Source organism: Actinoplanes sp. CA-030573 (assembly GCF_050951115.1).
GTDB lineage: Bacteria > Actinomycetota > Actinomycetes > Mycobacteriales > Micromonosporaceae > Actinoplanes.
In genome coordinates this window covers 9710669-9731267 of the sequence record NZ_CP192038.1, presented here as the reverse complement: position 1 = coordinate 9731267, position 20599 = coordinate 9710669, and the positions used below count along the sequence as shown (strand labels likewise).

Here is a 20599-nt window from a genome sequence, read left to right as displayed (position 1 = left end):
ACCCGTTGTTTTTGACCGAAGCCGCAGCGCAGGCCGGTTCCGGGAGCCGGTTGGCCACGGCGCAGATGGTAACGGGAGGCCGGGCTAACGAAAAGCTACAAGATTCGCAATAGATAACGATTATGACTCGGAACGCTATTCACGGAGAGTAGTCACATGATCGCTCAACGAAAGATAATCGCATTAGGTAATGTCGACCGCGTCGCAAAAGGGGCGTTTCCCCGCCGTTAACCCGGGGAAACGCCCCGAAACGCTAGAGCCGCGCCAGCGCCTTCCGCAGCGGGTCGAGCCCGAGCGAGCCGAGGTTCAATGCGTCCCGATGGAACGCTTTGAGGTCGAAATCGGCGCCCTTGCGCTGCTTCGTCTCTTCGCGTGCCTGCAACCAGATCCGCTCGCCGACCTTGTACGACGGCGCCTGACCGGGCCAGCCCAGGTAGCGCTTCCACTCGAAGCGCAGCACCTCGTCGGCCATCCGGGTGTGCGCCCGCAGGAACTCCCAGCCGAGCTCGGGTGTCCATCTCTCCCCCGGGTGGAAGCCGAACGGGTTGTCCCGCGGGATCTCCAGCTCGAGATGCATGCCGATGTCGACGATCACTCGAGCCGCGCGGAGGGCCTGGCCGTCCAGCATGCCGAGCCGGTCGCCCGGGTCCTCGAGGTAGCCCAGGTCGTCCATCAGCCGCTCGGCGTAGAGCGCCCAGCCCTCGCCGTGCCCCGAGCACCAGCACAGCAGCCGCTGCCAGCGGTTGAGCAGGTCGGCCCGGAGCATCACCTGGCTGACCTGGAGGTGATGGCCCGGTGCGCCCTCGTGGTACACGGTGGTGACCTCGCGCCAGGTGGAGAACTCGGTGATCCCTTCGGGCACCGCCCACCACATCCGGCCGGGGCGGGAGAAGTCTTCGCTCGGGCCGGTGTAATAAATGCCACCGTCGCTGGTCGGGGTCAGGCAGCACTCGATCTTGCGGGCCGGCGGCTCGATGTCGAAGTGGGTGCCGTTGAGCTCCGAGATCGCCTTGTCGGCGAGCGCCTGCATCCAGTCGCGGAAGGCGTCCTTGCCGGGGATGCGCCGGGCCGGGTCGGCGTCGAGCGCGGCCACGGCCTCGGCGACCGAGGCGCCGGCGCCGGCGATGGCGGCCGAGACCACGGCCATCTCCTGCTCGAGCCGGTGCAGCTCGGCGAAGCCCCAGAGGTACGTCTCCCGCAGGTCCACCTTGGCGCCCAGGAAGTACTGGGAGGCCAGCGCGTACCGCTCCGGACCGGCCGCCTCCTTCTCCCGCCCGACCGGGGCCAGCTCCTCGCGGAGGAAGGTGGCGAAGCCGGCCGTGGCCGCGGTGGCCGCGGTGGCGCCCCGCTCGAGCTCGGCCGCGAGCGCGCCGCCCGCCGTGAGCCGGCGGGTCAGCCCGTGGAAGAAGTCGTCGCGCCGCGGGTCGGTCCACGAGTCGCACTGCTCGGCGACGGCCAGCAGCTGCGCGCGGGCGCTGACCCGGCCGGCGGCCGCCTCCTCGCGCAGCGTCGTCTTGTACTGCTCGAGCGCGGGGGCGAACAGGTTGAGCCGGGCGGCGATGTTGGCCACCGCCTCCTCGCCCTCGGTCGGCATGATGTCGAAGGTGCCGCGCATGCCGTGCAGGGCACTGGAGATGACGCTGACCGCGCTCTTGGTGTAGCCGGCGTCGTACGTCGCCAGCTCCAGGCCGAGCCGCTCGATCATGGCGTCCTTGGCGACCTCCTCGGACTCGTGCTCGGGGTCGATCACGTCGAGGTCGTTGAGGGTGCGCCGGACGAGCTCGGCCTGGGCCGCGTAGCCGTCGGGCGAAAGGTCGTCGATCTTGTCGTCGTGGCCGGCGATGCCGACCGAGGTCGCGCCGAGCGGGCTCAGCTCGGCCCACTCGTCCACGTAGCGGTTGGCGAGGTCGTCAATTCGTCCCACGCCGCGACCCTACGGGAACGAAACCCTACTTGTGGCCCGCGGTCCACTCGAGCAACCGTTCCATCGGCCAGCTGTTGACGACCCGGTCGACCGGCACGGCGCAGAGCGCGGCCCGCTCGCAGCCGTTGCCCAGCCAGTCGAGCTGGCCGGGCGCGTGGGCGTCGGTGTCGATGCTGAACAGACAGCCGGCCTCGACCGCGACCGTGAGCATCCGCTTGGGCGGGTCGAGCCGGTCCGGCCGGGAATTGATCTCGATCGCCTTGTGGTGCTCCAGGCAGGCGGCGATGACCTTGTCGAGGTCGAACGTGCTCGGCGGCCGGGTGCGCCCGCCGCGGTGGCCCTTGTCGCCCTCGCCGGCCGCGGACACCTTGCGGCCGGTCATGTGGCCGAGGATGTCCAGGTGCGGGTTGGCGATCGCGGCCAGCATCCGCCGGGTCATCCGCGGCGACTCATCGCGCAGCTTGCTGTGCACCGAGCCGACCACCACGTCGAGCCGCGCCAGCAGCTCGTCCTCCTGGTCCAGCGAGCCGTCGTCGAGGATGTCGACCTCGATGCCGGTGAGGATGCGGAAGCCCTCGGGCAGCTGGTCGTTGAGCCGGGCCACCCGGTCGAGCTGGCTACGCAGCCGAGCCGGCGACAGGCCGTTGGCCACCGTGAGCCGGGGCGAGTGGTCGGTGAGCACCAGGTACTCGTGGCCGAGCTCGACCGCGGCCAGCGCCATCTCCTCGATCGGCGAGCCGCCGTCCGACCAGTCGGAGTGCGAATGGCAGTCGCCGCGCAGCGCCGACCGGATCGCGGCCGCCGCCTCGGTCAGGTCGGTGCCCTCGGTGGCCCGCACCCGGCGCAGGTAGACCGGCTCCTCGCCGGCCAGCGACTCGGCGATGCAGCGGGCCGTGACGTCGCCGACCCCGGCGAGCTTGCTCAACGTGCCGGCCGCGGCCCGCTCGGCCAGCTCCTCCGGCGAGAGCTTGGCGATGGTGGCGGCGGCCGAGCGGAACGCGCGCACCCGATAGGTCGCCTCGTTCGCGCGCTCCAGCTGGAAGGCGATGCGCCGCAGGTCGTCGACCGGATCGCGAGATGCCATGGCGCAAGGGTAAGTGGTTAGGCTCGGCCTCGTGCGGACGATCGAATGGGTGGACGGGGCGGTCGAGATCATCGATCAGACGGCGTTGCCCCGGGAGGTACGTGTCCTGCGCCTGCACACGGTGCCGGAGCTGGTCGCCGCGATCCAGTCGCTGGCCGTCCGCGGCGCTCCGGCGCTCGGCGTCGCGGGCGCGTTCGGCGTGGCGCTGGCGGCCCGGGTGCACGCCGACGACCCGGAGGCGCTGGCCGCCGCGGTGAACCGGGTCGAGACGGCCCGGCCGACCGCGGTCAACCTGGCTCGCGGCGCGCGCCGGGCGGCGGCCCAGTTGCGCCGCGGTCCCGAGGCGGTGCTGGCCGAGGCGTACGCGATCCGGGACGAGGAGATCGCCGCCTCGGAGGCGATGGCCGCCCGGGGCGCCGATCTGATGGTCGAGCTCTGCGGTCACCGGCCCCGCCTGCTGACCCACTGCAACACCGGCGGGCTGGCGACGGTCGTGCTCGGCACCGCCCTCGGCGTGGTCTACGAGCTGCACCGGCGGGGCGCGCTCGCCGGCGTGGTGGCCAGCGAGACGCGGCCGTTGCTGCAGGGCGCCCGGCTCACCGCGTGGGAGCTGTCCCGCTGGGGCATCGAGCACCAGGTGGCGGTTGACTCGGCCGGCCCGTTCCTGATGGCCCGCGGCGAGGTGGACGCGGTGATCCTGGGCGCCGACCGGATCTGCGCGAACGGCGACGTGATCAACAAGATCGGCACCTACTCGCACGCGCTCGGCGCCCGCCGGGCCGGCCTGCCGTTCGTGGTGGTGGCGCCCGAGTCGACTGTGGACGTCTCCACGCCGAGCGGCGACGCGGTCCCGATCGAGGACCGCGGCGCCGCCGAGATCACCCCGTGGTCGGACGCGGTGAACCCGGCCTTCGACGTCACGCCGCGCGACCTGGTCACCGCGATCGTCACCGACCGCCGCGTGATCCGCCTGGACAAGGGCCAGCGGGTCTGATCACTCCGATCGGGCCCAGGGCTTCAGCCACGGCGTCTCGGGCCACCCCTCGGCGGCGGCCATCAGCGGGTACGCCGTGGCGCCGTCGATCGACTCGCGCACGATGTCGGCGTGCCCGGTGTGCCGCGCGGTCTCCTGGATCAGGTGCAGCAGGATCCAGCGCACGTTCCAGTGGGTGAGGTCCTTGCGGTTCCACGGCACCGAGTGGTCGACCTCGATCCGGTAGTCGAGGTCGCCGAGCTCGGTCACCGTCTTCTCGGTCTGCTCGGCCACCCGGTCGTAGCGCGCGAAGACGTCCTCGATCCGCTCGTCGTCGGCGAGCTTGAAGTTCTCGGCGTACTGCTGGTAGTCGACCGTCTGCGGCTCCCGCCGGATGGTCGCCAGCCAGTTCTCCTCGGTCGAGGCGCAGTGCTTGATGAGGCCGCCGACGCTGAGCGCGCTCGCCGACGGCGTGGCCCGCAACTGTTCGTCGGTGAGCCCGTGCGCGGTCAACCGCAGCACGTACCGCATCTGGGCGAGGTAGGCGAGCAGGCCCTCCTGCTCGTTGCTGACCGGGCCGACCTGACCGGGCATATCGTCGTCTCCTAGCTCGAAGAATCGCTGTCGGGGACGAGCCTATGAACCATTGCGGCCAGTTTCCGGCCGCATTGTCGTGACGCTGACCCGATTTTCGGCCACTGCCGTGACCCAGCCGCCGTCCCGCCCGAGCGCCAGCAGGCCGTCGACCGAGACCGGCATCTCGACCGGCTCACCGCCCCGGGCCGGCCAGGCCCGGCGCAGCGACCCGCCGAGCTCGACCAGCGGGGTGAGCGCGTCGTTCGCCAGCGCCTCGTCCATCGCCTTCAGGTCGTCGATCAGATTACGCAGAACGGAGTGCACGGCCGTGGCGTTGCCCGCGCACATCGCGACGATCAGCTCGGCCCGGGTGGCGGCGACCCGGGTGCCGTCCCGGAACGATCCGGCCGCCAACGCGCCGGCCAGCGGGTTGCCGTCGAGTTGGCGGGCCAGCGCGGCGGCGAAGAGGTGGGGCACGTGGCTGATCTGGGCGACGGCCCGGTCGTGCTCGGCCGCGGTGACCGGCACGACCCGGGCGCCGAGGGTGGTGAACAGGGCCGCGAGCGTGAGCCAGTCGTCCAGCGCGGTCTCGCCGGGCTCGAGGCAGAGCACCCAGGCGCACCCCGCGAACAGGGCCGGGTCGGCGGCCGCGAAGCCCGAGGTCTCCTTGCCCGCCATCGGGTGCCCCCCGACGTACCGCCGCAATCCGCTTTTGATCGTCAGCTCGCGCACCGGGTCCTTGACCGAGGTGACGTCGGTGACCAGGCCGTCGAAGGCGGCGAGCTCGGCCAGCACACCGGGCAGCACCGGCAGCGGCACGGCGAGAACGACCAGCTCGGCCCCGGCGGCGGCGTCGGCGATCGAACCGGCGGCACCGGCCAGCTCGCGGGTCGCCGGATCGGCGTCGTAACCGGTGACGCGATGCCCGGCGGCGCGCAACGCCCGCAGCAGAGAGCCGCCGATGAGCCCGAGACCGATGACCGCCACATGCACGCCGGAACTCTCCCACACCTTCAAGATCAGCCGTTCGGCCAGGCGCAATCTGTCCGTTTTGCGCGTGAAAACCGGGGATATGCGGCAATACGGTGGTCTGGTGACTTACCGGGGGAAAGCACTCGCCATCGGACTCGCCGCCGCGCTCACCGCCGTGGCCGCGCCCGCCCAGGCGCAGCCGTCCGACGCCATGCCCAGTTTCAACGGCGCCGTCCTGACCGTCGCGTACTCGGGGGACGTCCTCTACGTCGGCGGCGACTTCACCGCCGCGATCGTCCGGGGCAAGCAGGTCGCCCGCGGTCACCTCGCCGCCGTCGACTCGCGCACCGGCACGCTGCTCTCCTGGGCGCCGGCCGCCGACGGGCGGGTCAAGGCGATCGTGGTCAGCGGCGGCTCGGTCTACCTCGCCGGCGACTTCGCGACGGTCGGCGGGCAGAAGCGGGACAGCCTGGCCCGGGTGGACGCGACCAGCGGCGCGCTCTCGGCCACCTTCAAGCACTCGATCAGCGGGCGGCCGTACTCGATCGCCGCCGCCGGCAACCGGCTCTACCTCGGCGGCGCGATCACCGCGGTCGACGGGCAGGCGCGCGGGCGGCTCGCGGCGTTCGACCTCGGCACGGGCGCGCTCGACACCCGCTGGCGGCCCACCGCCGACGACCAGGTCGAGGTGGTCGCGAGCGGCGGCGGACGGATCTACGCCGGGGGCAAGTTCCACAAGGTCAACGGCATCTCCGGGTACGACCGGCTGGTTGCCCTCGATCCGGCCGGGGGCGCCGTGGTGCCGTCCTTCAAACCGAAACCGCCGGTCATCACGTACGCGATCGCGGTCACCGCGGACGGCGTCTACTCCGCGCACGGCGGTCAGGGCGGCCGCGTCAGCGCCTACACGCCGGACGGCCGGCTGCGGTGGTCGGCGACGTTCGACGGGGACGCGCAGGCGATCACCGTGCTCGGCGGCGTCGTCTACGCCGGCGGCCACTTCGACCGGGCCTGCAGCACCGCCCGCACCGGCACCCAGGGGACCTGCGTCGACGGCTCGGACGACCGGGTCAAGCTGGCGGCGCTCGCGAGCTCGGACGGGCACCTGCTCGACTGGACCGCCGACGCCAACGGGGTCGAGGGCGTCTTCGCCCTGGCCGGCAACCCCGACCGCGGCACGGTCGCGATGGGCGGCGCGTTCACCAGCGTCGACGGGCAGACCCAGAAGCGGCTGGCGCAGTTCAGCTGAGCCGTCCGCAACCAGACCTTTCTCCCGGCAGCGCGGGGCCGCATTCCTTGGGCGAGGATGCGGCCCCGCGCCTCTACGCCGGCCGCACCGGTACCGGCCGCGATCCGGTTGCGCTCGCTAGGCTGGCGGGGAGAGCCGAGGCAGAGGAGCGTCGCCCGTGAGCGAGAGGCACCCGTCCTGGCCGGCCGGCCCGCCGCCGGGTGCGGTCGTGCCGCCGGGTGGGGTCGTGCCGCCGGGTGCGGTAGCGCCGCCGGGTGCGGTAGCGCCGCCCGGAGCCGGCGCGCCGCCGGTCGCGCCGGCCGTCTACAGCTCGCCGGCCGCGCACCCGGCCTTTGCCCAGACGCATGCTCAGGCCCTCGGGCGGCCGCCCTCCGGGCTCTTCCCCGGGCCCAGCCGGCCGGTCTATCGCGAGGCCCACCCGGTCGCCGCGGCGCCGGTGCTCGCCGGGCTCGGCGCCGGGCTGCTCTGGTTCGGGCTGTTCGGTGGGCTCGCCCACGACCTCGCCGCCTACGCCTGGTGGACCCTGGTGGCGGCGGTCAGCGCCTGGGTCGTCGCGCTCGTACTGACCGTGCTCGGCGACCGTGGCGTGGCGGTCGGTGTGGCCCTCGCCAGCGGGGTCGGGCTGTCGATCGCGATGTTCTTCGTGGGCGCGCGCTGGATCGATACGTACAACTGGCCGCTGTGGTGACCCCGGCGACGGGACGTGCCGTTACCGTTGCCGTCCGCACTGGGTCTTGACTCGCGTGCGCCTGGTGTGCAATCTCGGCTTCATGGCTCCCTCACCGCCACGGCTCGACCCCGATCGCCGCCGTCGTCGTCTGGAGTTGCTCGCGGCTCTCGCCGATGCGAAAGCTCGGGAGCTCGCACAGCCGCAGCGGCTTCGCGGGGCCCGCCTCCGCGAGCTCATCGCCTCCCGCCGTCGCCTGGCGAACTGACTTCCAACCCTTTTGGGGGCGTGGCGCGCCGCGCCCGCCGTTCTTCCCGCTACCGTCACTCGCTGAAGACAAAAGTCGCATGGGGGGAAATCTTGTCGACTTTCGCTGCCGCCGTTGCTCGGGGCAAGAACGGGTGGACGGCGTCCGAGCTGGACCTGACCGGCCTCGCCGACATCGACGAGGTGGTGGACGCGCTGCGCGACGTCGAGCCGGACGCCGACGTGGCGCTGCTCTTCGTCGAGAGCGACGACCAGTACCTGGCGATCCTGCGCCTCGACGAGGGCGAGGACCTGCGGGTCTTCGGGTCGGACTCGGCGTTCGTCGAGGAGTCGCGCATCGGGTCGGTGCTGCTCGGCGACATCGAGGCGCCGGCGTTGGAGATCGACGAGCTGACCGCGGGCGGTGACGACGAGGAGGACGGCGACCGGCCGTCCGACCCGGACGCCGACCCGGTGGGCGACGCCGACCTGCTGAACGATCTCGGGATCAGCGCGCACCGGCTGCTGGGCCTCTGCGGTCAGGAGGGCATGCTGCCGTCCGACGTGACCGCCGAGATCTGTCAGCGGATCGGCTGCGGCGACGAGGTCGAGGAGTTGCGGGAGGCGTGAGCGCGTGAGTCTCCAGCCCTCGCCCCGGCACGAGAGCTGGATGCGGCGGGCGATCGAGGTCGCCTCGGCCTATCCCGAGGACGTCCCGGTCGGCGCGGTCGTCTACGGGCCGGACGGGGTGGAGCTGAGCGCCGCCGGCAACGAGCGGGAGGCGACCGGGGATCCGACCGGGCACGCCGAAATCCTCGCGCTGCGCCGGGCGGCCGTGCTGCTGGGCAGCTGGCGTCTCGAGGGCTGCACGCTGGTGGTGACGCTCGAGCCGTGCACGATGTGCGCCGGTGCCCTGGTGCTCGCGCGCGTGTCCACGCTCGTCTTCGGCGCGTGGGAACCCAAGACGGGCGCGGTCGGCTCGCTCTGGGACGTCGTGCGCGACCGGCGGCTCAATCACCGTCCGGCGGTCTACTCCGGCGTCCTCGAGGCGGATTGCGCCGCTCTCATACGTGATTTCTTTCGATAGAGGGCGGCCTTCATCCCGTACGGGTAAAGGCGCCGCGGCGTCGCGGAGAGTGACGCCGCGGCAGCACGCTCAGGCCGCGCCCGCGATCGCGGTCTCCAAACCGATCCGCACCATGTCGCCGAAGCCCTGCTCACGCTGGGCCGAGTCCATCTTCTCGCCGGTCTTGATGTGATCGCTCACGGTGAGGATGGTCAGCGCCTTGGCCCGGTAGCGCGCCGCGATCGTGTAGATCGCCGCCGACTCCATCTCGACCGCCAGCACGCCGTAGTCGGCCAGGGCGTCGTAGAGGTCGGGACGGTCGGTGTAGAACGCGTCGGCGGCCAGGATCGGACCCACCCGCAGCTGGGTGCCGTGCCGCTCGGCCACCTCCGCCGCCGTGCGCAGCAGCCCGAAGTCGGCGACCGGCGCGTAGTCGATCAGGCCGTCGAAGCGGGCGCGGTTCATGTTCGAGTCGGTGGCCGAGCCGATCGCCGCGATCACGTCGCCCAGCTTGAGGTCCGCCGCCAGCGCGCCGCACGAGCCGATCCGGATGACGGACTTCACGCCGTACTCGTTGATCAGCTCGTGGGTGTAGATCGAGGCCGACGGCATGCCCATGCCGGAACCCTGCACCGACACCCGTACGCCCTGGTAGGTGCCCGTGAAGCCGAGCATGCCGCGGACCTGGGTGTAGCACTTCGCGTCCTGCAGGAAGGTCTCGGCGATCCACTTCGCCCGCATCGGGTCGCCCGGGAGCAGAACTCGCTCGGCGATGTCGCCCGGCTGCCCGCCGATGTGCACGCTCATTCTTCGTGCTCCTCTGCTCGCTTGGTCATGCCGCCGATACTGCCAGGTCAGGACCGGTTGCCCCGGCAAAGGGTGACCCGGCGGCAGAGCCGTCGAGGCGTCCGGTAACGTACTTCCCGGTGGTGTGTCCGAGCGGCCTAAGGAGCACGCCTCGAAAGCGTGTGAGGGTTTACGCCCTCCAAGGGTTCAAATCCCTTCACCACCGCCATCTAGCAGGGAAAACGCCCGGCGACTCTGAGTGAGCCGCCGGGCCTCTTTGTGTGTGGTCTCAGTTCTGGTCTCGGTTGGCCGAAACGCCTGCCTGACGGCGCGACGTCAGGCGGGGTCATCATCGTTCGTCGGCTGCCGCCACAGCAGGCCGCCGACTCGCTTCGCCACGTCCCGCCGAACCTGCTCGGTGATGTGCTGGTAGCGCTTCGCCATCGCGGAGTTGGACCAACCCATGATGCCCATGACGGCGCGTTCGGCCACTTCAAGGATCAACAGCACAGTGGCAGCCGTGTGGCGCGCGTCATGCAGCCGGCCATCACGCAAGCCAGCACTCTTGAGCAGCCGTTTCCACTCGTCGTAGTCCGTGCGAGGGTTGAGCGCCCCACCGGTCGGGGTGGCGAATACCCACCCGCCCTCGGTCCACAACTGCGCGGCTTTCAGGCGGTCCGCTTCCTGGTCTTTGCGGTGCTGCTGTAGCAACGAGACGAGTTGGTCGGGAACGCCGATGCGGCGGCGACCGGCACGCGATTTAGTCTCGGCTGCCTCATCTCGAATCGGTTTGCGGTCCGGGCAATAGCCGCCGAATTTTCGACCGCACGGATCATTACACCCATGCTGCCAGCGCGGCCGAAGCCGTGAGCGGCGAACAGTGAGCGTCCCGGCTGTGAGGTCAACGTCTCGCCATTGGAGGCCGAGCACTTCGCCTTGCCGAAGACCGAGCGCAAGAGCAATTGCCCATCGGACTCCATTGCGTGGCAGTTCGGCCGCCGCCATGAGTAGCCGCTGTACCTCCTCGACCGAGTAAGGTTCCACTTCCTCTTCATCGAGCCGCGGAGCTTTGGCGAGGGTCGCGGGATTACGGCCGAGATGCCCCCGTCGCGTCGCTTCGTTCAACGCGGTGCGAAGGGTGCGGAACGCTTGATGCGCCGTTGCCGGCTTGCTGCCGCTCTCCTGCATTCTGCGGGTCATCTTTTCGATGTGCTCCGGCGTGAGCTTCTCCATGCGGTGAGCGCCCAGGCTCGGGATCAGATGCACGCGCACCGCGACGCGATATCCAGCCGCTGTGTTTTCGCGAACGTTAGGCGGCGTGGCGATGTTCTCCAACCAGTGGGTGAGCCACTGGGCTACGGTCCAGTTTTCGCCGGTCTTCCGGAGTGTGCCGTTGTCGCGCTCCTTTTCCAGCCGCTTCACTTTCGCCTTGACGATGTTCTCGGTTTTGCCGGTCACGTGCCGACGATCCGGTCTTCCATCATCCCGGGTGCCGACGGTCACGCGACCGTGCCAACGACCGTCGGCACCCTCATAGATGGACGACTCGCCGTTTGCGCGGCGCTTCGCCATTGCGGTTCTCCCTCGTGATTAGGCTGCGGCTGGTAGTTGTGTGTTGTGCTGGCGGAGTCGGTTGATGTATTCGGTGAGGCATTCGGCGGGGATGCGGCGGAGTCGGCCGATGGTGACGGATTCGATTTCGCCGCTGGTGACGAGTGCGTAGGTGAGGGTTCGGCCGATGCCGAGTCGGCGGGCGGCTTGTTCGATGGTCAAGACGAGTGGTGTGGCGTCGGTGGCCATGTCGGTTCTCCCCGTGGTGCGGCGTGAGGGATGCGGGGGTGGCGCCCAGGTCGCCGCTGAGGCTCTTTTGGCGTGCCCGGGGCCTCAGACGTGGGCAGGAGAGGCGATTGCGTAGAGAGGCGTATAGCGGCCCGCTGAGAGCCACGCTGAGCCAAGATCTCGGGCCGGTTGGTATGACCGGATGTACCGATGGCTCAGCGTCGCTCTCAGCGGGCCGCGGTCGGGTACGTCGTTAGTGGGATGGTTCGGCCGTGTGGGTGTGGCTTAACGTCACCGAGATGCACGGGCTGAATGTCGGTGTTTTCGCAAGTGTGGTTGCCCAAAGCAGGCACATGCGGTCGCACGCGAGGGAGCTAAGGGATCGGGCGGCCGAGGCGGCGGCGGAGTCGATGAGAGTGTGTGCCCGTTCACGTGAGGTTGCCGAAGTGCTGGGCCTCCGGTCAGTGCGTGATGTTGCGGGTGTTGCTTCGGGAGCAGCGATAGGTCCCGGGTTGGCCGGCCGCCCTGTTGAGGGTGGGTGAGCCGTACCAGCCGTACCAGCCGTACCAGTGCAGGTCAGGGGCGGTACGGCTTGGTGGGCTGGTACGGGTCAAGCCGTACCGGTGCTGTCGGCTTGATCGGGCGGGGGCATCTCGTCGATGGTGGCTTGGTACGGCTTGAGCCGTACCACCGGTGCGAGCCGTACCGCCTCTGAGCTGGGCGGGTACGGCTGGTACGGCTGGTACGGCTCGGCCTCGGGGACGTGGTCGGGGTCGGTATCGGGGGTGTAGCGCTGCCACGCGTCGGTGAACGTGGTTTTGCGGTAGCCCTTGGCTTGCCCGACGGGTTGGGCGAACCGGATCGTCTCGGGGCGGATGTCGTATTCGCGGAGTAGCGCGCCGAGCCGCATTGCGGTTAATCCGGTGCCGCCGTATTCGGCCCATGGCGCTTCGGGGTCGGCTTTGAGCCGTTCCAGCAGTACGCCGGTCGGGATGGCCTCGGCGGTACCAAATGCGGTGCGGCAGTCGCTCAGCAGCCGGATGCGGTCGGAGGCAACGGTGTTGTTGTCGCGTTCGGCGGTCAGGACTTCGGCGGCGTGCCGGCCGCGGTCGGGCCAGTCGCCTCCGGCGAGGTCGGCGATCGCGATGAGCGGTTCCCAGGTGTCGGCGGCGCGGTCCTCGAGTGGCATGTCGGGCTCGGCCTTTTCCAGGGTGGGCAGGTGCCCGGTCAGCCATTCGGTGAGGTCGTTGGCGAGCTGGCGTAGTTCCGGGCCGTCACGGCGGTTGCGGTAGGGCTTGACCTGTTCGCCGGGTCCGCGGCGGCGCATCCGGATGACAACGGCGCGGTCTTCGATCGTGTCGGGCATTTGGCCGATCCCGGCGAGCGCGGCCATGGCGAAGGTAGCGATCTTCTCCACCCGGTTGCGGGCCGAGTCCCATCGGATGGTGGGCCGGTTGCGCTGGTGGCCGGCGTTGAGTAGGCCGCGTAGTTCTTCGTTGGCCTCGGCTTGTTTCCCGCCGAAGATCGTGTCGGCTTCGTCGACGAGCAGGGTCGGCGGTTCGTCCTTGCCGATCGACCGGTACACCGCGGCGGTCGAGGCGTTGACGGTCATCAGCGGGTTGTGGCAGGTGCCCTCGACCACATCCAGCAGCCGGGACTTCCCGCACCGTTTCTCCGGTGCGCGAATGACCAGCCGGGGTGCGTGCGCCCACGCGGCGATGGCGTGGGTGGCGGCGATCCACAGCACCACAGCGTCGGTTGCCTCGGGCGAGGGCAGGATGACGTAGCGGGTCAAGGTTTCGTGGAGCCGGTCGAGGATGGCGGTTCCCTCGATGATCCGGTGTGGTCGGGTCATGCCGTCGCTCCCATCAGGGGCTCGCACGGCGGCGTGGGCTCGCCGTTGTAGTTGTCGCGGTAGCTGCCGTCGGGCAGCCGCCACTCGGTGAACCAGCGGCGGGCATAGGGGTGCGGCCGTTTCTGTGCCCACGTCCCGCATTGCTGGCAGTGCGCGTTGTGGGCGTCTCGGTGTTGCCATCGGTGACGGCGGACGGTCATGCGGCGAGCCCTTCTGTGGCAACGGATTCCGCGCGGAATCCGCCGAGGATGGCGGCGCGGGTGTCCCGGTCGGTTTGCCCGGCCGCGCGGCCGGCGGCGTACAGCGCGGTGTAGCCGTCGGCGGCGGTGATCGCTCCGGCGGTGACCATGCGGGCGACGCCGCGGGCGGCGCCGTAGACGGTGTTGCGGCGGCTGCCCTCGGGGGCGCGGGCGATCGCGGCGAGGTTGGCGGCCAGCAGGGCGGCCGGGTCTGAGATGCCCTTCCCGCGGCCGAGTGGGGTGACGGTGGCCGGTGGGGCGGCGGGCGGCTCGATCGGCCGGCACGCCTCGATCAGCGGCGGGGGCATCTCGATCACCGCCCGGTCACCGACCCACCGGTAGGGCTGCCGGGTGTCAGGGTGGATCGAGGGCGGCGCAACCACATAGCCGCCGTCGGCCTTGACGTCGATGCCGGGGTGGCCGCGTAGTTTCGCGCCGAGGGTGCCGCCGGGGTGGCGGTAGTACAGGTGCCAGCCACCCGAGCCGGTGCCAACACACCGGGTGGGTGGCATCAGGTCGGGCAGCACGCGGCCGCCGTTGCGGGGGTCGATGTCGATCACGGCGATGCCGGCCGCCCGGCCGGTCCGTATGGCCAGTAGGCCGCCGGGTACCGCCTGGTGCATGGCGAGGATGCGGTCGGGGTCGCGGGTGGCGGCGTAGAAGCCGTGGCAGGTCAGGCAGCCGCAGGCTTCCGGGTCATGGGTTGGGTCGGTGTCGGCTTTGGGGCAGGTCGGGCAGTTGGCGACCGGCCGTTTGGTGCGGCCGAGCAGGAACACGGGGTAGCCCTCGGCGGCCAGCGCGAGCGCGGCGGGCAGCGTCGGGGCGAGGTCGGGCATGGTCGTCTCCGCGGTGGGTGAGGTGGGAGGGGTGCGTCGTGCGGGTTGGCCGCTCGCTTTGATCGCGCAGGCGGCGCACTGCTTGGGGGCGAGTCGGATCGGCCGGGTACCGGTGGTTGTCTCGTCGGCGGGGATCAGCCGCCCGCATAGGTGCGGGTAGGGCTCGGCGGTCGTCACGGGTCGGTGGAGCACGGCACTAGCGGCGAGCCACTGGCCCGTGACGACGGGCCGGTTCATCAGGCGGCCTTGCGACCGATCGCCGGGCGGTCCGCCCGACCGGGCAGGCTTTCCGGGCGCACGGCAGCGACGGCGGCGAACAACCGCCGCAGCAGTAGCAGGGTGATAGCGACTTGCCGCCGGGCGATCGCGTCGAAACTGCCGAGCGGGATCCGGCCCCGGATCTCGGCGTACTCCACCTCGCCCGCCCGGACGCGGGTGACGGTCACTCGGCCGCCGACCGCGTCGGCGATCATCTCGGGCGATCGGTGCTCGTTGAGGCCGCACCGATGATCGCGAGCGCACCAAGCGGTGTGCGGCGTCTCGGCGCGCTGAATACGTGCCATCGTGCGGGTCTTCATCGGTGCGCCTTCCGGTTGGGGATCGACGGGCGTCCGGGGCGCACTCGCCGGCGAGCAGCGAGTGTGCGGATGAGGTGGAGCGCGGTGACGTACTCGTCGCGGACCGGCACGCAGGTGCCGCACAGGTCGGCGCGGCAGTTGCCGTCCCACCACTGGGCGGGGTCGCCGCAGTTGGCACAGATCGGCGGCTTCATCGGTTGCCGGCCTTGTGCTCGGTCCGCAGGTGCTCGTAGATCCGGCGGCCGACGCGTACGCGTTTGCCGGTGCCCTCGCAGCGTCGGCATTCGCGGAAGACCTTGCGGGACATGCGGGAGTAGATCCGGCCGCCCTCGCAGCGCGGGCGGCGGCAGCGGCCGAACGGGAAGATCGCGCAGTTGATGATGTAGAACGCTGAGTAACCGAGGATGGCGGCGCTAGCTAGCGCCAGCAGGGTGCCCATCGACGTGCCTCCACAGGCGGTTTGAGGGTGTGAGCGGCCAACGCCGCTAGGTGCTAGGGCGCTGATCAGGGATTCTTTGAGTCGCTAGCGGTGCCGCTAGGTCTAGCGGGGGTGGCCGCTAGACCTAGCGGCGAATCGCGGGCTACTTGGTCTTGCCGTTCCCGTTGTCGCGGTCACGCTTGGTGATGGCGTTGAGGATGTCGGCGCGGGTGATGCCCTTGCGGTTCGCGCCGCGGTTGGTCTCGGGGTCGGTGCCCCACACCTGTCCGGTGCGCACGCCGTAGGGCTTGAGCGCCGCGGTGAGCTGATCCCGCGTGAGCCCGGCGTAGACGTCGGGCCGCAGCGCGGTCAGCCGCTCCGTGATCACCTCGGTCCACAGCTTCGGCTCGGCCTCGGCCATCACGCCGAGCACGTCCTGCAGCACCGTGTCTCGGCGCACGGCGGTGGTGTCGAGCACGACCCCGGCGGCGTGGCCGGTGATGTTGCCGTAGCGCTCCCGCGCCGCGCGGGCACGGGCGACGATCGCCTCGGCGGCCGGGCCGTCGATCTCGAACGTCTTGACGATGACCGGCTCGTCGCCCTCACCGGCGAGGTAGCCGATGCCCTTGTCGCGGCGGGCGAACATCGTGGCCCGGATGCCGTTGCGGTACATCGAGGTGCCCAGCACCATGTCGTTCTCGGTTTGACCCATCACCTTGAGACAGAACCGCAGCACCGCGTTGGCGGAGATGCCGGTCGGCAGGCTCTTAGCGTCCGGCCGCTGGGTGGCCAGCAGCAGGAAGATCCCAACGGCCGGGCCGCGGCGGACCAGGTCCTCAGCGATCTCCTCGATCTCCGCGCCGTACTTCGGGTGCTCGAACCCGCGCTGACACTCGTCGATGCCGATCGCGATCGGGTGGAGCTTGAGCTTGCGGTTGGACGCCAACTCGTCGGTGACCTTGTTCTCCGGGCACAGGTCCCGCGGCAGGTCACGGATCACCTTCGTGCGGCGCCGCATCTCGGCGTGGACCTCGCGCAGCGCGGTGACCACATACTCGATGTCCTCTTCGTCGTCGCCGGCGCGATAGGCGTGGGCGACCGGCTCCAGCGGCGACAGGTCACCGGTGCCCTTGAGGTCGAACGCCTCGATCCACGCCCGCGGGTCGAGGCAGGCCAGCAGCAGCGCCAACCGCAGTGCGAACGTCTTACCGAACCGCGGCAGCGCACCGATGATCATCGACGCGTACATGAGCGTGATGGTGACCACCGCGCCGCGGGGGTCGGTGCCGAACGGTGCGGCCTTGAACAGGTTCACCGTTCCGGACTTCAGCAGCGGGAACGGCTTCTGCTTGGCCCGGCTCATGTCCTTGTCCGCGACGAACAGGACCAGCCGGCCCGGGTGGACCTCGGCGTTGGCCTCCGGCCACACACAGCCCAGCGGGCGGGTCAGCGCGGCGGCCAACTCTTCGCGCTTCTCCACTACGGACGAGGCGGTGACGCCGCGGGGTAGTTCCACCTCGGCGCGCCAGCCGACGCCGTTCTCCCGGGCGATCGGCGCCGGGAACCAGCGCTTGCCGTTGTCGCCGCGGCGGATCGCGTCGTTGATGCCCTTGATGCCCAGCACCGACAGTGCGGTGAACACCTCGGCCGAGGTCAGCGGCGCGGCGTCGTTACGCACGACCGCGGTGTCCAACAGCGGCTTGTCTGCCGGGGCGCCGACCACCCCAAACAGGATCAGCAGCGCGGCGAGCGTGGCGTATTGCGCGGCGTGCGGGGCGAGCAGCAGCGCCCCGACGGCCAGCATGAGCGCGACGGCCAGGAACACCGTGACCATGCCCCGCCACCGCACGCGCCGATCGCGCTTGCTGGAGAGCCGGTCGTACATCTTCGCCTCATCGGGCTTGTCGACCGCGGCTCGCACGATCGCCTGCCGGACCGGCTCGCCTTCCAGGTCCCACAGCCACCGGTTGTAACCGGCGCAGATCCGGGCGAACCCGCGCGGGGTGCGCCACGCGAGCTTGACCGCGTACTTCGGTGTGCGCAGTCCGTGGTAGGCGATCGAGTGCAGGCCGAACCCGGCCGCCCACGCGAGGTTGCCGCCGAACTCGGCAGACGACTTGAGCCAGGACGGGACGATCGGGACCCGGGTGGCGTCGCGGAACCCGGACAGGGTGAACCGCGGCCGCCGCTGCGCGGCGATCGAGTCCACCAACACCGGCCCGTCCTCGCCGTCGTCGGGGTCCTCGGCGGCCAGATCGGCGGGCGTGTAGTTGGCGCGCCGCTCGCGGACGGCGTCGAGATCGACGACGTCGGCGTGGGATACATCGTTCTCGGCGGCCTGCCAGTCGAAGCCGTCGTTCGGCTCCGGGGTCGGGTTGGGATTCACGGGCGGTCCTCCTTCCGGATCGTGGTGCCCGGGTCTGCGAGGGGTGTGGCCAGGGCCGATGCATCGAGCTGCGGATAGCGGCCGCCGTCGAACAGGAAGACGAAGTCCGCCACCGGGTCTGTGGTGGCCAGGCCGATGTTGATGTCGGTCCAGGTGTAGAGGTCGATCACGCGATCAAGCACGGCGACCGAGCGCACCAAGGAGACGGTGTGGATCAGGTAGTTCGCGATCGGGCAGCGATCCGCCGCGTCGCGATAGCCGTTCTCGCCCAGCTCGGCGAGCCGGGCTGCGATCGCGTCGGGGGTCTCACCGAGCGCGGCGAGCACCTCGCCGATATGGTCGGCCACTTCGGCGGGGTGCAGGTCGGCGACGTTGACCGGTGTCACGCGCGGGGCGGTCATCAGCGTCGCACCTCGACAGTGCCGATGCCGCCGCAGCCGCTGCACTGATGGGGAATTTTGCGGTTGCCGCCGCAGGCGTCGCAGGTGCAGGTGACCGTACGAGCCCCGCGGCAGCGGGTGCACTTGTCCCGGCTGACGTAGAGGGTGCCGGTTCCCGCGCAGGTGCCGCAGGCCAGCCGGAGTTGGCCGGCGCCTTTGCAGCGGGTGCAGGGGCGGTACTGGACGCGGGTGCCGTTGCACCCGACACAGCTGGTCCGCATGAGAGTGATCTCCGTTCGAGGGGGTTGAGGTTGACGACGCTGAACGGGTGTGCGGGGTTGGCGGTCGCCGCCGATCCGGTTGCGGCACAACCGGATCGGCGGGCCGAGGGGGTTAGCGGCCGGCCCGGAAGGTGCGGATCGAGTCACCGAGGGCGAAGCGGCGTTTGGTCGTGCCCTCGAAGTAGAGGGAGCCCTTGTGCTTGGACTCCTCCATGACCGCGTAGCGGTCTTTGTTGTCGAGATCGACGCCGTAGGTCTTCTTCTTCCAGCCCATGGCTTATCGCCCCCGACGGTGCTGCGGACGCAGCGGGTCACAGCCGTGGGGGCAGCGCGCCGGGCGGGCGGTCTTGGCGCCCGTGGCGAAGCTGGCGGTGTGCCCGCACGCCGGAAACGTGATCGCGACTGTGGTCTGCTCGACACGGGTGCGGTTGTCGCGCTTCATCGCGTGCCGCCGATCGAGCGGCGGTCGCGGCCGGCGGCGGCAGCGGCGCGGCGCTGCCGGGCGTCGGCGGCCATGGCGGCGGCCCGGCGGGCGGCGCGGTCGGACTTGCCGAGCTGGTTTTTGACCGGGTCTGCCGCCCGGTTCTGGTTGCTTGCCATAATCTGGGTCTCTCTCCTCGGCGGTTCTGCCGGACTGAAGGGGTGGAGACCGGCGGCACAGCACATGGCTGACAGGCGTTGGGCTGTGCCGCCGGGCGGGGTCAGTTCTGGTCGGCCTTGCTCTTTTGGGCTGAGGCGGCCTTGCGGCGCCGGACGGCCTCAGCGCTGAACATCGGCGGGGCTGCCTTCTCCGCGCGGCGGCGAAGCTCAGCCATCTGCCGGTCGGTGATCGTGTTGGGCACCCGGGCGGCCATCAGCGATGCCCCCGGCCGCCGCAGTCGGCGCACAGCCCGGTTCCCGAGCACGAGCGGCATGCGGTCTTGCCGCCGGCCCACCAGTGCCAGCCGTGCCCGCTGCAGGCTCGGCACCCGCGCTTACCTCGGCAGGTCATACAGATCTCGAGATTGCTCGCCATAGGGATCTCCTTGCTTCGGCCGCCACGACGGCGGCCACCGCGTGGGTGATGTCAGTGCTGGTGATCGGCCATCCAGGCGCAGGCAGCGCGGGTAACGGGCTGAATCCGGCCCGGATGCCGTCTGGGTTTGGCAGCATGAGGGATGCCTCCTTCACCCGACGCCCGCTAGCTCTCGCGGAAGGGGGCCGGTGACACTCGTGGCCTTCCTGCAGTGCTGTGTCACCGCGTCAGGCGGTCATCGCGAGCACACCGGTGACCGCCTGACACCATGTCGCCGTTTATCCGGCTGGCCATGGCTGTCGGGTCCTTGGCCGCCACCGCAGAGTCGGGCCATACTGTGGGCCTCCCGATGGTTCTGGGGACCGGGTTGGGGTGACCGGCGGCACGGCTCAAAACATGCGGTTTAGGCGCTGTGCCGTCGGGCGGGGTCACTTGTGCATCAGGTGCGCGAGCGCGGCGCCCATGCCGAGCACGGCGACCGGGATGCAGGCCACAGCGGCGGTGATCGGCCACGGGGCCGTCGTCCAGCCGGCGGCGGCCATCAGGTGGTAGGCGATCTGGCCGAGGCCACCGACGGCGAGTGAGAAGATTGCCGAGATCTTGGCGAACTTGCGGGCGTCGCCGGTGGCGCGGCCGGACAGCCACGCGAACAGCGCGTACGCGGCGTACGTTTCGACGCCGATCGGGAGCGTGATTGCGGTGTTGAGCTGAAAGTGGTCGGCGATGCCGGGCAGGAGGGTGACCTTGCCGAAGCCGGTCAGCCGTCCCATCTCGACCCAGCCGCCCCAGATCGCGACGAACGCGGGCAGGCACAGGATCAGCACCGGCCAGGTGACCGGCCGACGCTGCGGCTCCGCCTCGATCGCGGGCGGCTCGGCGACCGGCTCGACCGAAGAATTTGCGGCCGGCGGCGTCGAGCTCGTGGGGTCCGGCAGGAAATCCTTCGGCTGCGGCTCCGGCTCGGGCTCGGGCTGGGGCTCCGGCTCGGCCTCGGGGTCGGGGTCGGGGTCGGGGACCAGCGTCAGCGGCGGTCGCTCGGCGAGGCTGCCCCGGACCACCATCGCGGTGTGCAGGTCGGTGATCCGCTGATCGCGCTCGGCCAGCGCGGCCAGCTCGGCGAGCACAGCTTTGGCCTTGTCCGAGCCGATGTGCAGGTGCTTCATCAGGCGGTTACGCGAGGGCAGCTCGCCGTCAAGGGTTTGGGTTAGCTCGATCGCCTGGGGCATCAGGTCAGCGATCGCGGGCGGGTAGGCGCTGCGGACAGCGGTCGCGGCGGTCATCGGCTCGCA

General features: G+C 70.6%; 24 protein-coding genes and 1 tRNA gene. 6 read left to right on the top strand and 19 right to left on the bottom strand.

Translation table 11 applies throughout. The features are described 5' to 3' along the window. Nucleotides 1-253: 253 nt before the first annotated feature. Together ACQP2F_RS45175 and ACQP2F_RS45170 are read right to left on the bottom strand one after the other, a co-directional pair. Nucleotides 254-1924 carry a DUF885 domain-containing protein gene (locus ACQP2F_RS45175; RefSeq protein ID WP_433299052.1) on the bottom strand — a complete coding sequence of 557 codons (1671 nt, stop codon included), beginning with the start codon at nt 1922-1924 and terminating at the stop codon, nt 254-256. Between the two features lie 25 nt (nt 1925-1949). Then, nucleotides 1950-3008 (bottom strand): PHP domain-containing protein, encoded by a 1059-nt coding sequence (locus ACQP2F_RS45170; protein ID WP_433299050.1) that lies wholly within the window; start codon nt 3006-3008, stop codon nt 1950-1952. Between the two features lie 31 nt (nt 3009-3039). Between ACQP2F_RS45170 and mtnA the strand changes: the two genes are divergently transcribed. Next, nucleotides 3040-4002: an S-methyl-5-thioribose-1-phosphate isomerase gene (gene mtnA, locus ACQP2F_RS45165; RefSeq protein ID WP_433299048.1), complete on the top strand. Its 963-nt coding sequence runs from the start codon at nt 3040-3042 to the stop codon at nt 4000-4002. Here mtnA and ACQP2F_RS45160 read toward each other — a convergent pair whose 3' ends face one another. Together ACQP2F_RS45160 and ACQP2F_RS45155 are read right to left on the bottom strand one after the other, a co-directional pair. Continuing rightward, nucleotides 4003-4575, bottom strand: a complete 573-nt coding sequence (locus ACQP2F_RS45160) for a DinB family protein (protein ID WP_433299046.1) — start codon at nt 4573-4575, stop codon at nt 4003-4005. Between the two features lie 42 nt (nt 4576-4617). Beyond that, the gene (locus tag ACQP2F_RS45155) at nt 4618-5550 is read right to left on the bottom strand and encodes a prephenate dehydrogenase (protein WP_433299044.1); all 933 of its coding nucleotides are present in this window, start codon (nt 5548-5550) and stop codon (nt 4618-4620) included. A gap of 100 nt (nt 5551-5650) precedes the next feature. On the opposite strand from ACQP2F_RS45155, the gene ACQP2F_RS45150 reads away from it, so the two are divergent. The 4 genes from ACQP2F_RS45150 to ACQP2F_RS45135 all read left to right on the top strand — a co-directional run bounded on the left by ACQP2F_RS45150 (nt 5651) and on the right by ACQP2F_RS45135 (nt 8778). After that, a complete protein-coding gene (locus ACQP2F_RS45150; protein WP_433299042.1) occupies nt 5651-6778 on the top strand; it encodes a PQQ-binding-like beta-propeller repeat protein in 1128 nt (375 codons plus the stop codon). A gap of 157 nt (nt 6779-6935) precedes the next feature. Then, nucleotides 6936-7466 carry a hypothetical protein gene (locus ACQP2F_RS45145; RefSeq protein ID WP_433299040.1) on the top strand — a complete coding sequence of 177 codons (531 nt, stop codon included), beginning with the start codon at nt 6936-6938 and terminating at the stop codon, nt 7464-7466. Nucleotides 7467-7805: 339 nt separating this feature from the next. Further along, on the top strand, nt 7806-8321 hold the full coding sequence (locus ACQP2F_RS45140) for a tRNA adenosine deaminase-associated protein (protein WP_433299038.1): 516 nt from the start codon (nt 7806-7808) through the stop codon (nt 8319-8321). Nucleotides 8322-8361: 40 nt separating this feature from the next. Beyond that, entirely contained in the window at nt 8362-8778 is a 417-nt protein-coding gene (locus ACQP2F_RS45135) for a nucleoside deaminase (RefSeq protein WP_433307903.1), read from the top strand. Between the two features lie 69 nt (nt 8779-8847). On the opposite strand, the gene deoD is transcribed toward ACQP2F_RS45135, so the two are convergent. Next, nucleotides 8848-9564 (bottom strand): purine-nucleoside phosphorylase, encoded by a 717-nt coding sequence (gene deoD, locus ACQP2F_RS45130; RefSeq protein ID WP_433299036.1) that lies wholly within the window; start codon nt 9562-9564, stop codon nt 8848-8850. A 118-nt stretch (nt 9565-9682) separates the two neighbouring features. Between deoD and ACQP2F_RS45125 the strand changes: the two genes are divergently transcribed. Continuing rightward, nucleotides 9683-9772 (top strand) — tRNA-Ser (locus ACQP2F_RS45125). A 107-nt stretch (nt 9773-9879) separates the two neighbouring features. On the opposite strand, the gene ACQP2F_RS45120 is transcribed toward ACQP2F_RS45125, so the two are convergent. The 14 genes from ACQP2F_RS45120 to ACQP2F_RS45055 form a co-directional block, all read right to left on the bottom strand. Beyond that, nucleotides 9880-11115, bottom strand: a complete 1236-nt coding sequence (locus ACQP2F_RS45120; protein WP_433299034.1) for a tyrosine-type recombinase/integrase — start codon at nt 11113-11115, stop codon at nt 9880-9882. A gap of 18 nt (nt 11116-11133) precedes the next feature. After that, nucleotides 11134-11343, bottom strand: coding sequence for a helix-turn-helix domain-containing protein (locus tag ACQP2F_RS45115; protein WP_433299032.1), 210 nt, complete (start codon nt 11341-11343; stop codon nt 11134-11136). Between the two features lie 589 nt (nt 11344-11932). Next, a complete protein-coding gene (locus tag ACQP2F_RS45110; protein ID WP_433299030.1) occupies nt 11933-13318 on the bottom strand; it encodes a DUF3631 domain-containing protein in 1386 nt (461 codons plus the stop codon). 55 nt (nt 13319-13373) lie between these two features. Continuing rightward, entirely contained in the window at nt 13374-14252 is an 879-nt protein-coding gene (locus ACQP2F_RS45105; RefSeq protein WP_433299028.1) for a bifunctional DNA primase/polymerase, read from the bottom strand. Between the two features lie 236 nt (nt 14253-14488). Beyond that, nucleotides 14489-14830: a hypothetical protein gene (locus tag ACQP2F_RS45100; protein ID WP_433299027.1), complete on the bottom strand. Its 342-nt coding sequence runs from the start codon at nt 14828-14830 to the stop codon at nt 14489-14491. Continuing rightward, complete coding sequence (locus ACQP2F_RS45095) at nt 14827-15024, bottom strand: hypothetical protein (RefSeq protein WP_433299025.1); 198 nt, start codon at nt 15022-15024, stop codon at nt 14827-14829. The genes ACQP2F_RS45100 and ACQP2F_RS45095 overlap by 4 nt, the downstream gene beginning before the upstream one ends. Beyond that, complete coding sequence (locus ACQP2F_RS45090; protein WP_433299023.1) at nt 15021-15269, bottom strand: hypothetical protein; 249 nt, start codon at nt 15267-15269, stop codon at nt 15021-15023. The genes ACQP2F_RS45095 and ACQP2F_RS45090 overlap by 4 nt, the downstream gene beginning before the upstream one ends. Nucleotides 15270-15411: 142 nt before the next feature. Further along, nucleotides 15412-17634 carry a cell division protein FtsK gene (locus ACQP2F_RS45085; RefSeq protein WP_433299021.1) on the bottom strand — a complete coding sequence of 741 codons (2223 nt, stop codon included), beginning with the start codon at nt 17632-17634 and terminating at the stop codon, nt 15412-15414. After that, entirely contained in the window at nt 17631-18035 is a 405-nt protein-coding gene (locus ACQP2F_RS45080; RefSeq protein WP_433299019.1) for a hypothetical protein, read from the bottom strand. Before ACQP2F_RS45080 ends, ACQP2F_RS45085 begins: the two co-directional genes overlap by 4 nt. Continuing rightward, nucleotides 18035-18295: a hypothetical protein gene (locus tag ACQP2F_RS45075; RefSeq protein ID WP_433299017.1), complete on the bottom strand. Its 261-nt coding sequence runs from the start codon at nt 18293-18295 to the stop codon at nt 18035-18037. Before ACQP2F_RS45075 ends, ACQP2F_RS45080 begins: the two co-directional genes overlap by 1 nt. A 112-nt stretch (nt 18296-18407) precedes the next feature. After that, complete coding sequence (locus tag ACQP2F_RS45070; protein WP_433299015.1) at nt 18408-18569, bottom strand: hypothetical protein; 162 nt, start codon at nt 18567-18569, stop codon at nt 18408-18410. Between the two features lie 164 nt (nt 18570-18733). Next, a complete protein-coding gene (locus tag ACQP2F_RS45065) occupies nt 18734-18895 on the bottom strand; it encodes a hypothetical protein (protein ID WP_433299013.1) in 162 nt (53 codons plus the stop codon). A 101-nt stretch (nt 18896-18996) separates the two neighbouring features. Continuing rightward, complete coding sequence (locus ACQP2F_RS45060; protein WP_433299011.1) at nt 18997-19263, bottom strand: hypothetical protein; 267 nt, start codon at nt 19261-19263, stop codon at nt 18997-18999. 475 nt (nt 19264-19738) lie between these two features. Continuing rightward, nucleotides 19739-20590, bottom strand: coding sequence for an ABC transporter permease (locus tag ACQP2F_RS45055; RefSeq protein WP_433299009.1), 852 nt, complete (start codon nt 20588-20590; stop codon nt 19739-19741). Nucleotides 20591-20599: the final 9 nt, after the last annotated feature.

Excerpts from the sequence above, each read along its gene's own strand:
- ACQP2F_RS45170 (WP_433299050.1), bottom strand. The coding sequence starts at position 3,008 with ATGGCATCTCGCGATCCGGTCGACGACCTGCGGCGCATCGCCTTCCAG.
- ACQP2F_RS45160 (WP_433299046.1), bottom strand. The coding sequence starts at position 4,575 with ATGCCCGGTCAGGTCGGCCCGGTCAGCAACGAGCAGGAGGGCCTGCTC.
- ACQP2F_RS45135 (WP_433307903.1), top strand. The coding sequence starts at position 8,362 with ATGCGGCGGGCGATCGAGGTCGCCTCGGCCTATCCCGAGGACGTCCCG.
- deoD (WP_433299036.1), bottom strand. The coding sequence starts at position 9,564 with ATGAGCGTGCACATCGGCGGGCAGCCGGGCGACATCGCCGAGCGAGTT.
- ACQP2F_RS45120 (WP_433299034.1), bottom strand. The coding sequence starts at position 11,115 with ATGGCGAAGCGCCGCGCAAACGGCGAGTCGTCCATCTATGAGGGTGCC.
- ACQP2F_RS45115 (WP_433299032.1), bottom strand. The coding sequence starts at position 11,343 with ATGGCCACCGACGCCACACCACTCGTCTTGACCATCGAACAAGCCGCC.
- ACQP2F_RS45110 (WP_433299030.1), bottom strand. The coding sequence starts at position 13,318 with ATGCGGGACGTGGGCACAGAAACGGCCGCACCCCTATGCCCGCCGCTG.
- ACQP2F_RS45105 (WP_433299028.1), bottom strand. The coding sequence starts at position 14,252 with ATGCCCGACCTCGCCCCGACGCTGCCCGCCGCGCTCGCGCTGGCCGCC.
- ACQP2F_RS45100 (WP_433299027.1), bottom strand. The coding sequence starts at position 14,830 with ATGAAGACCCGCACGATGGCACGTATTCAGCGCGCCGAGACGCCGCAC.
- ACQP2F_RS45095 (WP_433299025.1), bottom strand. The coding sequence starts at position 15,024 with ATGAAGCCGCCGATCTGTGCCAACTGCGGCGACCCCGCCCAGTGGTGG.
- ACQP2F_RS45090 (WP_433299023.1), bottom strand. The coding sequence starts at position 15,269 with ATGGGCACCCTGCTGGCGCTAGCTAGCGCCGCCATCCTCGGTTACTCA.
- ACQP2F_RS45080 (WP_433299019.1), bottom strand. The coding sequence starts at position 18,035 with ATGACCGCCCCGCGCGTGACACCGGTCAACGTCGCCGACCTGCACCCC.
- ACQP2F_RS45075 (WP_433299017.1), bottom strand. The coding sequence starts at position 18,295 with ATGCGGACCAGCTGTGTCGGGTGCAACGGCACCCGCGTCCAGTACCGC.
- ACQP2F_RS45070 (WP_433299015.1), bottom strand. The coding sequence starts at position 18,569 with ATGGGCTGGAAGAAGAAGACCTACGGCGTCGATCTCGACAACAAAGAC.
- ACQP2F_RS45065 (WP_433299013.1), bottom strand. The coding sequence starts at position 18,895 with ATGGCAAGCAACCAGAACCGGGCGGCAGACCCGGTCAAAAACCAGCTC.
- ACQP2F_RS45055 (WP_433299009.1), bottom strand. The coding sequence starts at position 20,590 with ATGACCGCCGCGACCGCTGTCCGCAGCGCCTACCCGCCCGCGATCGCT.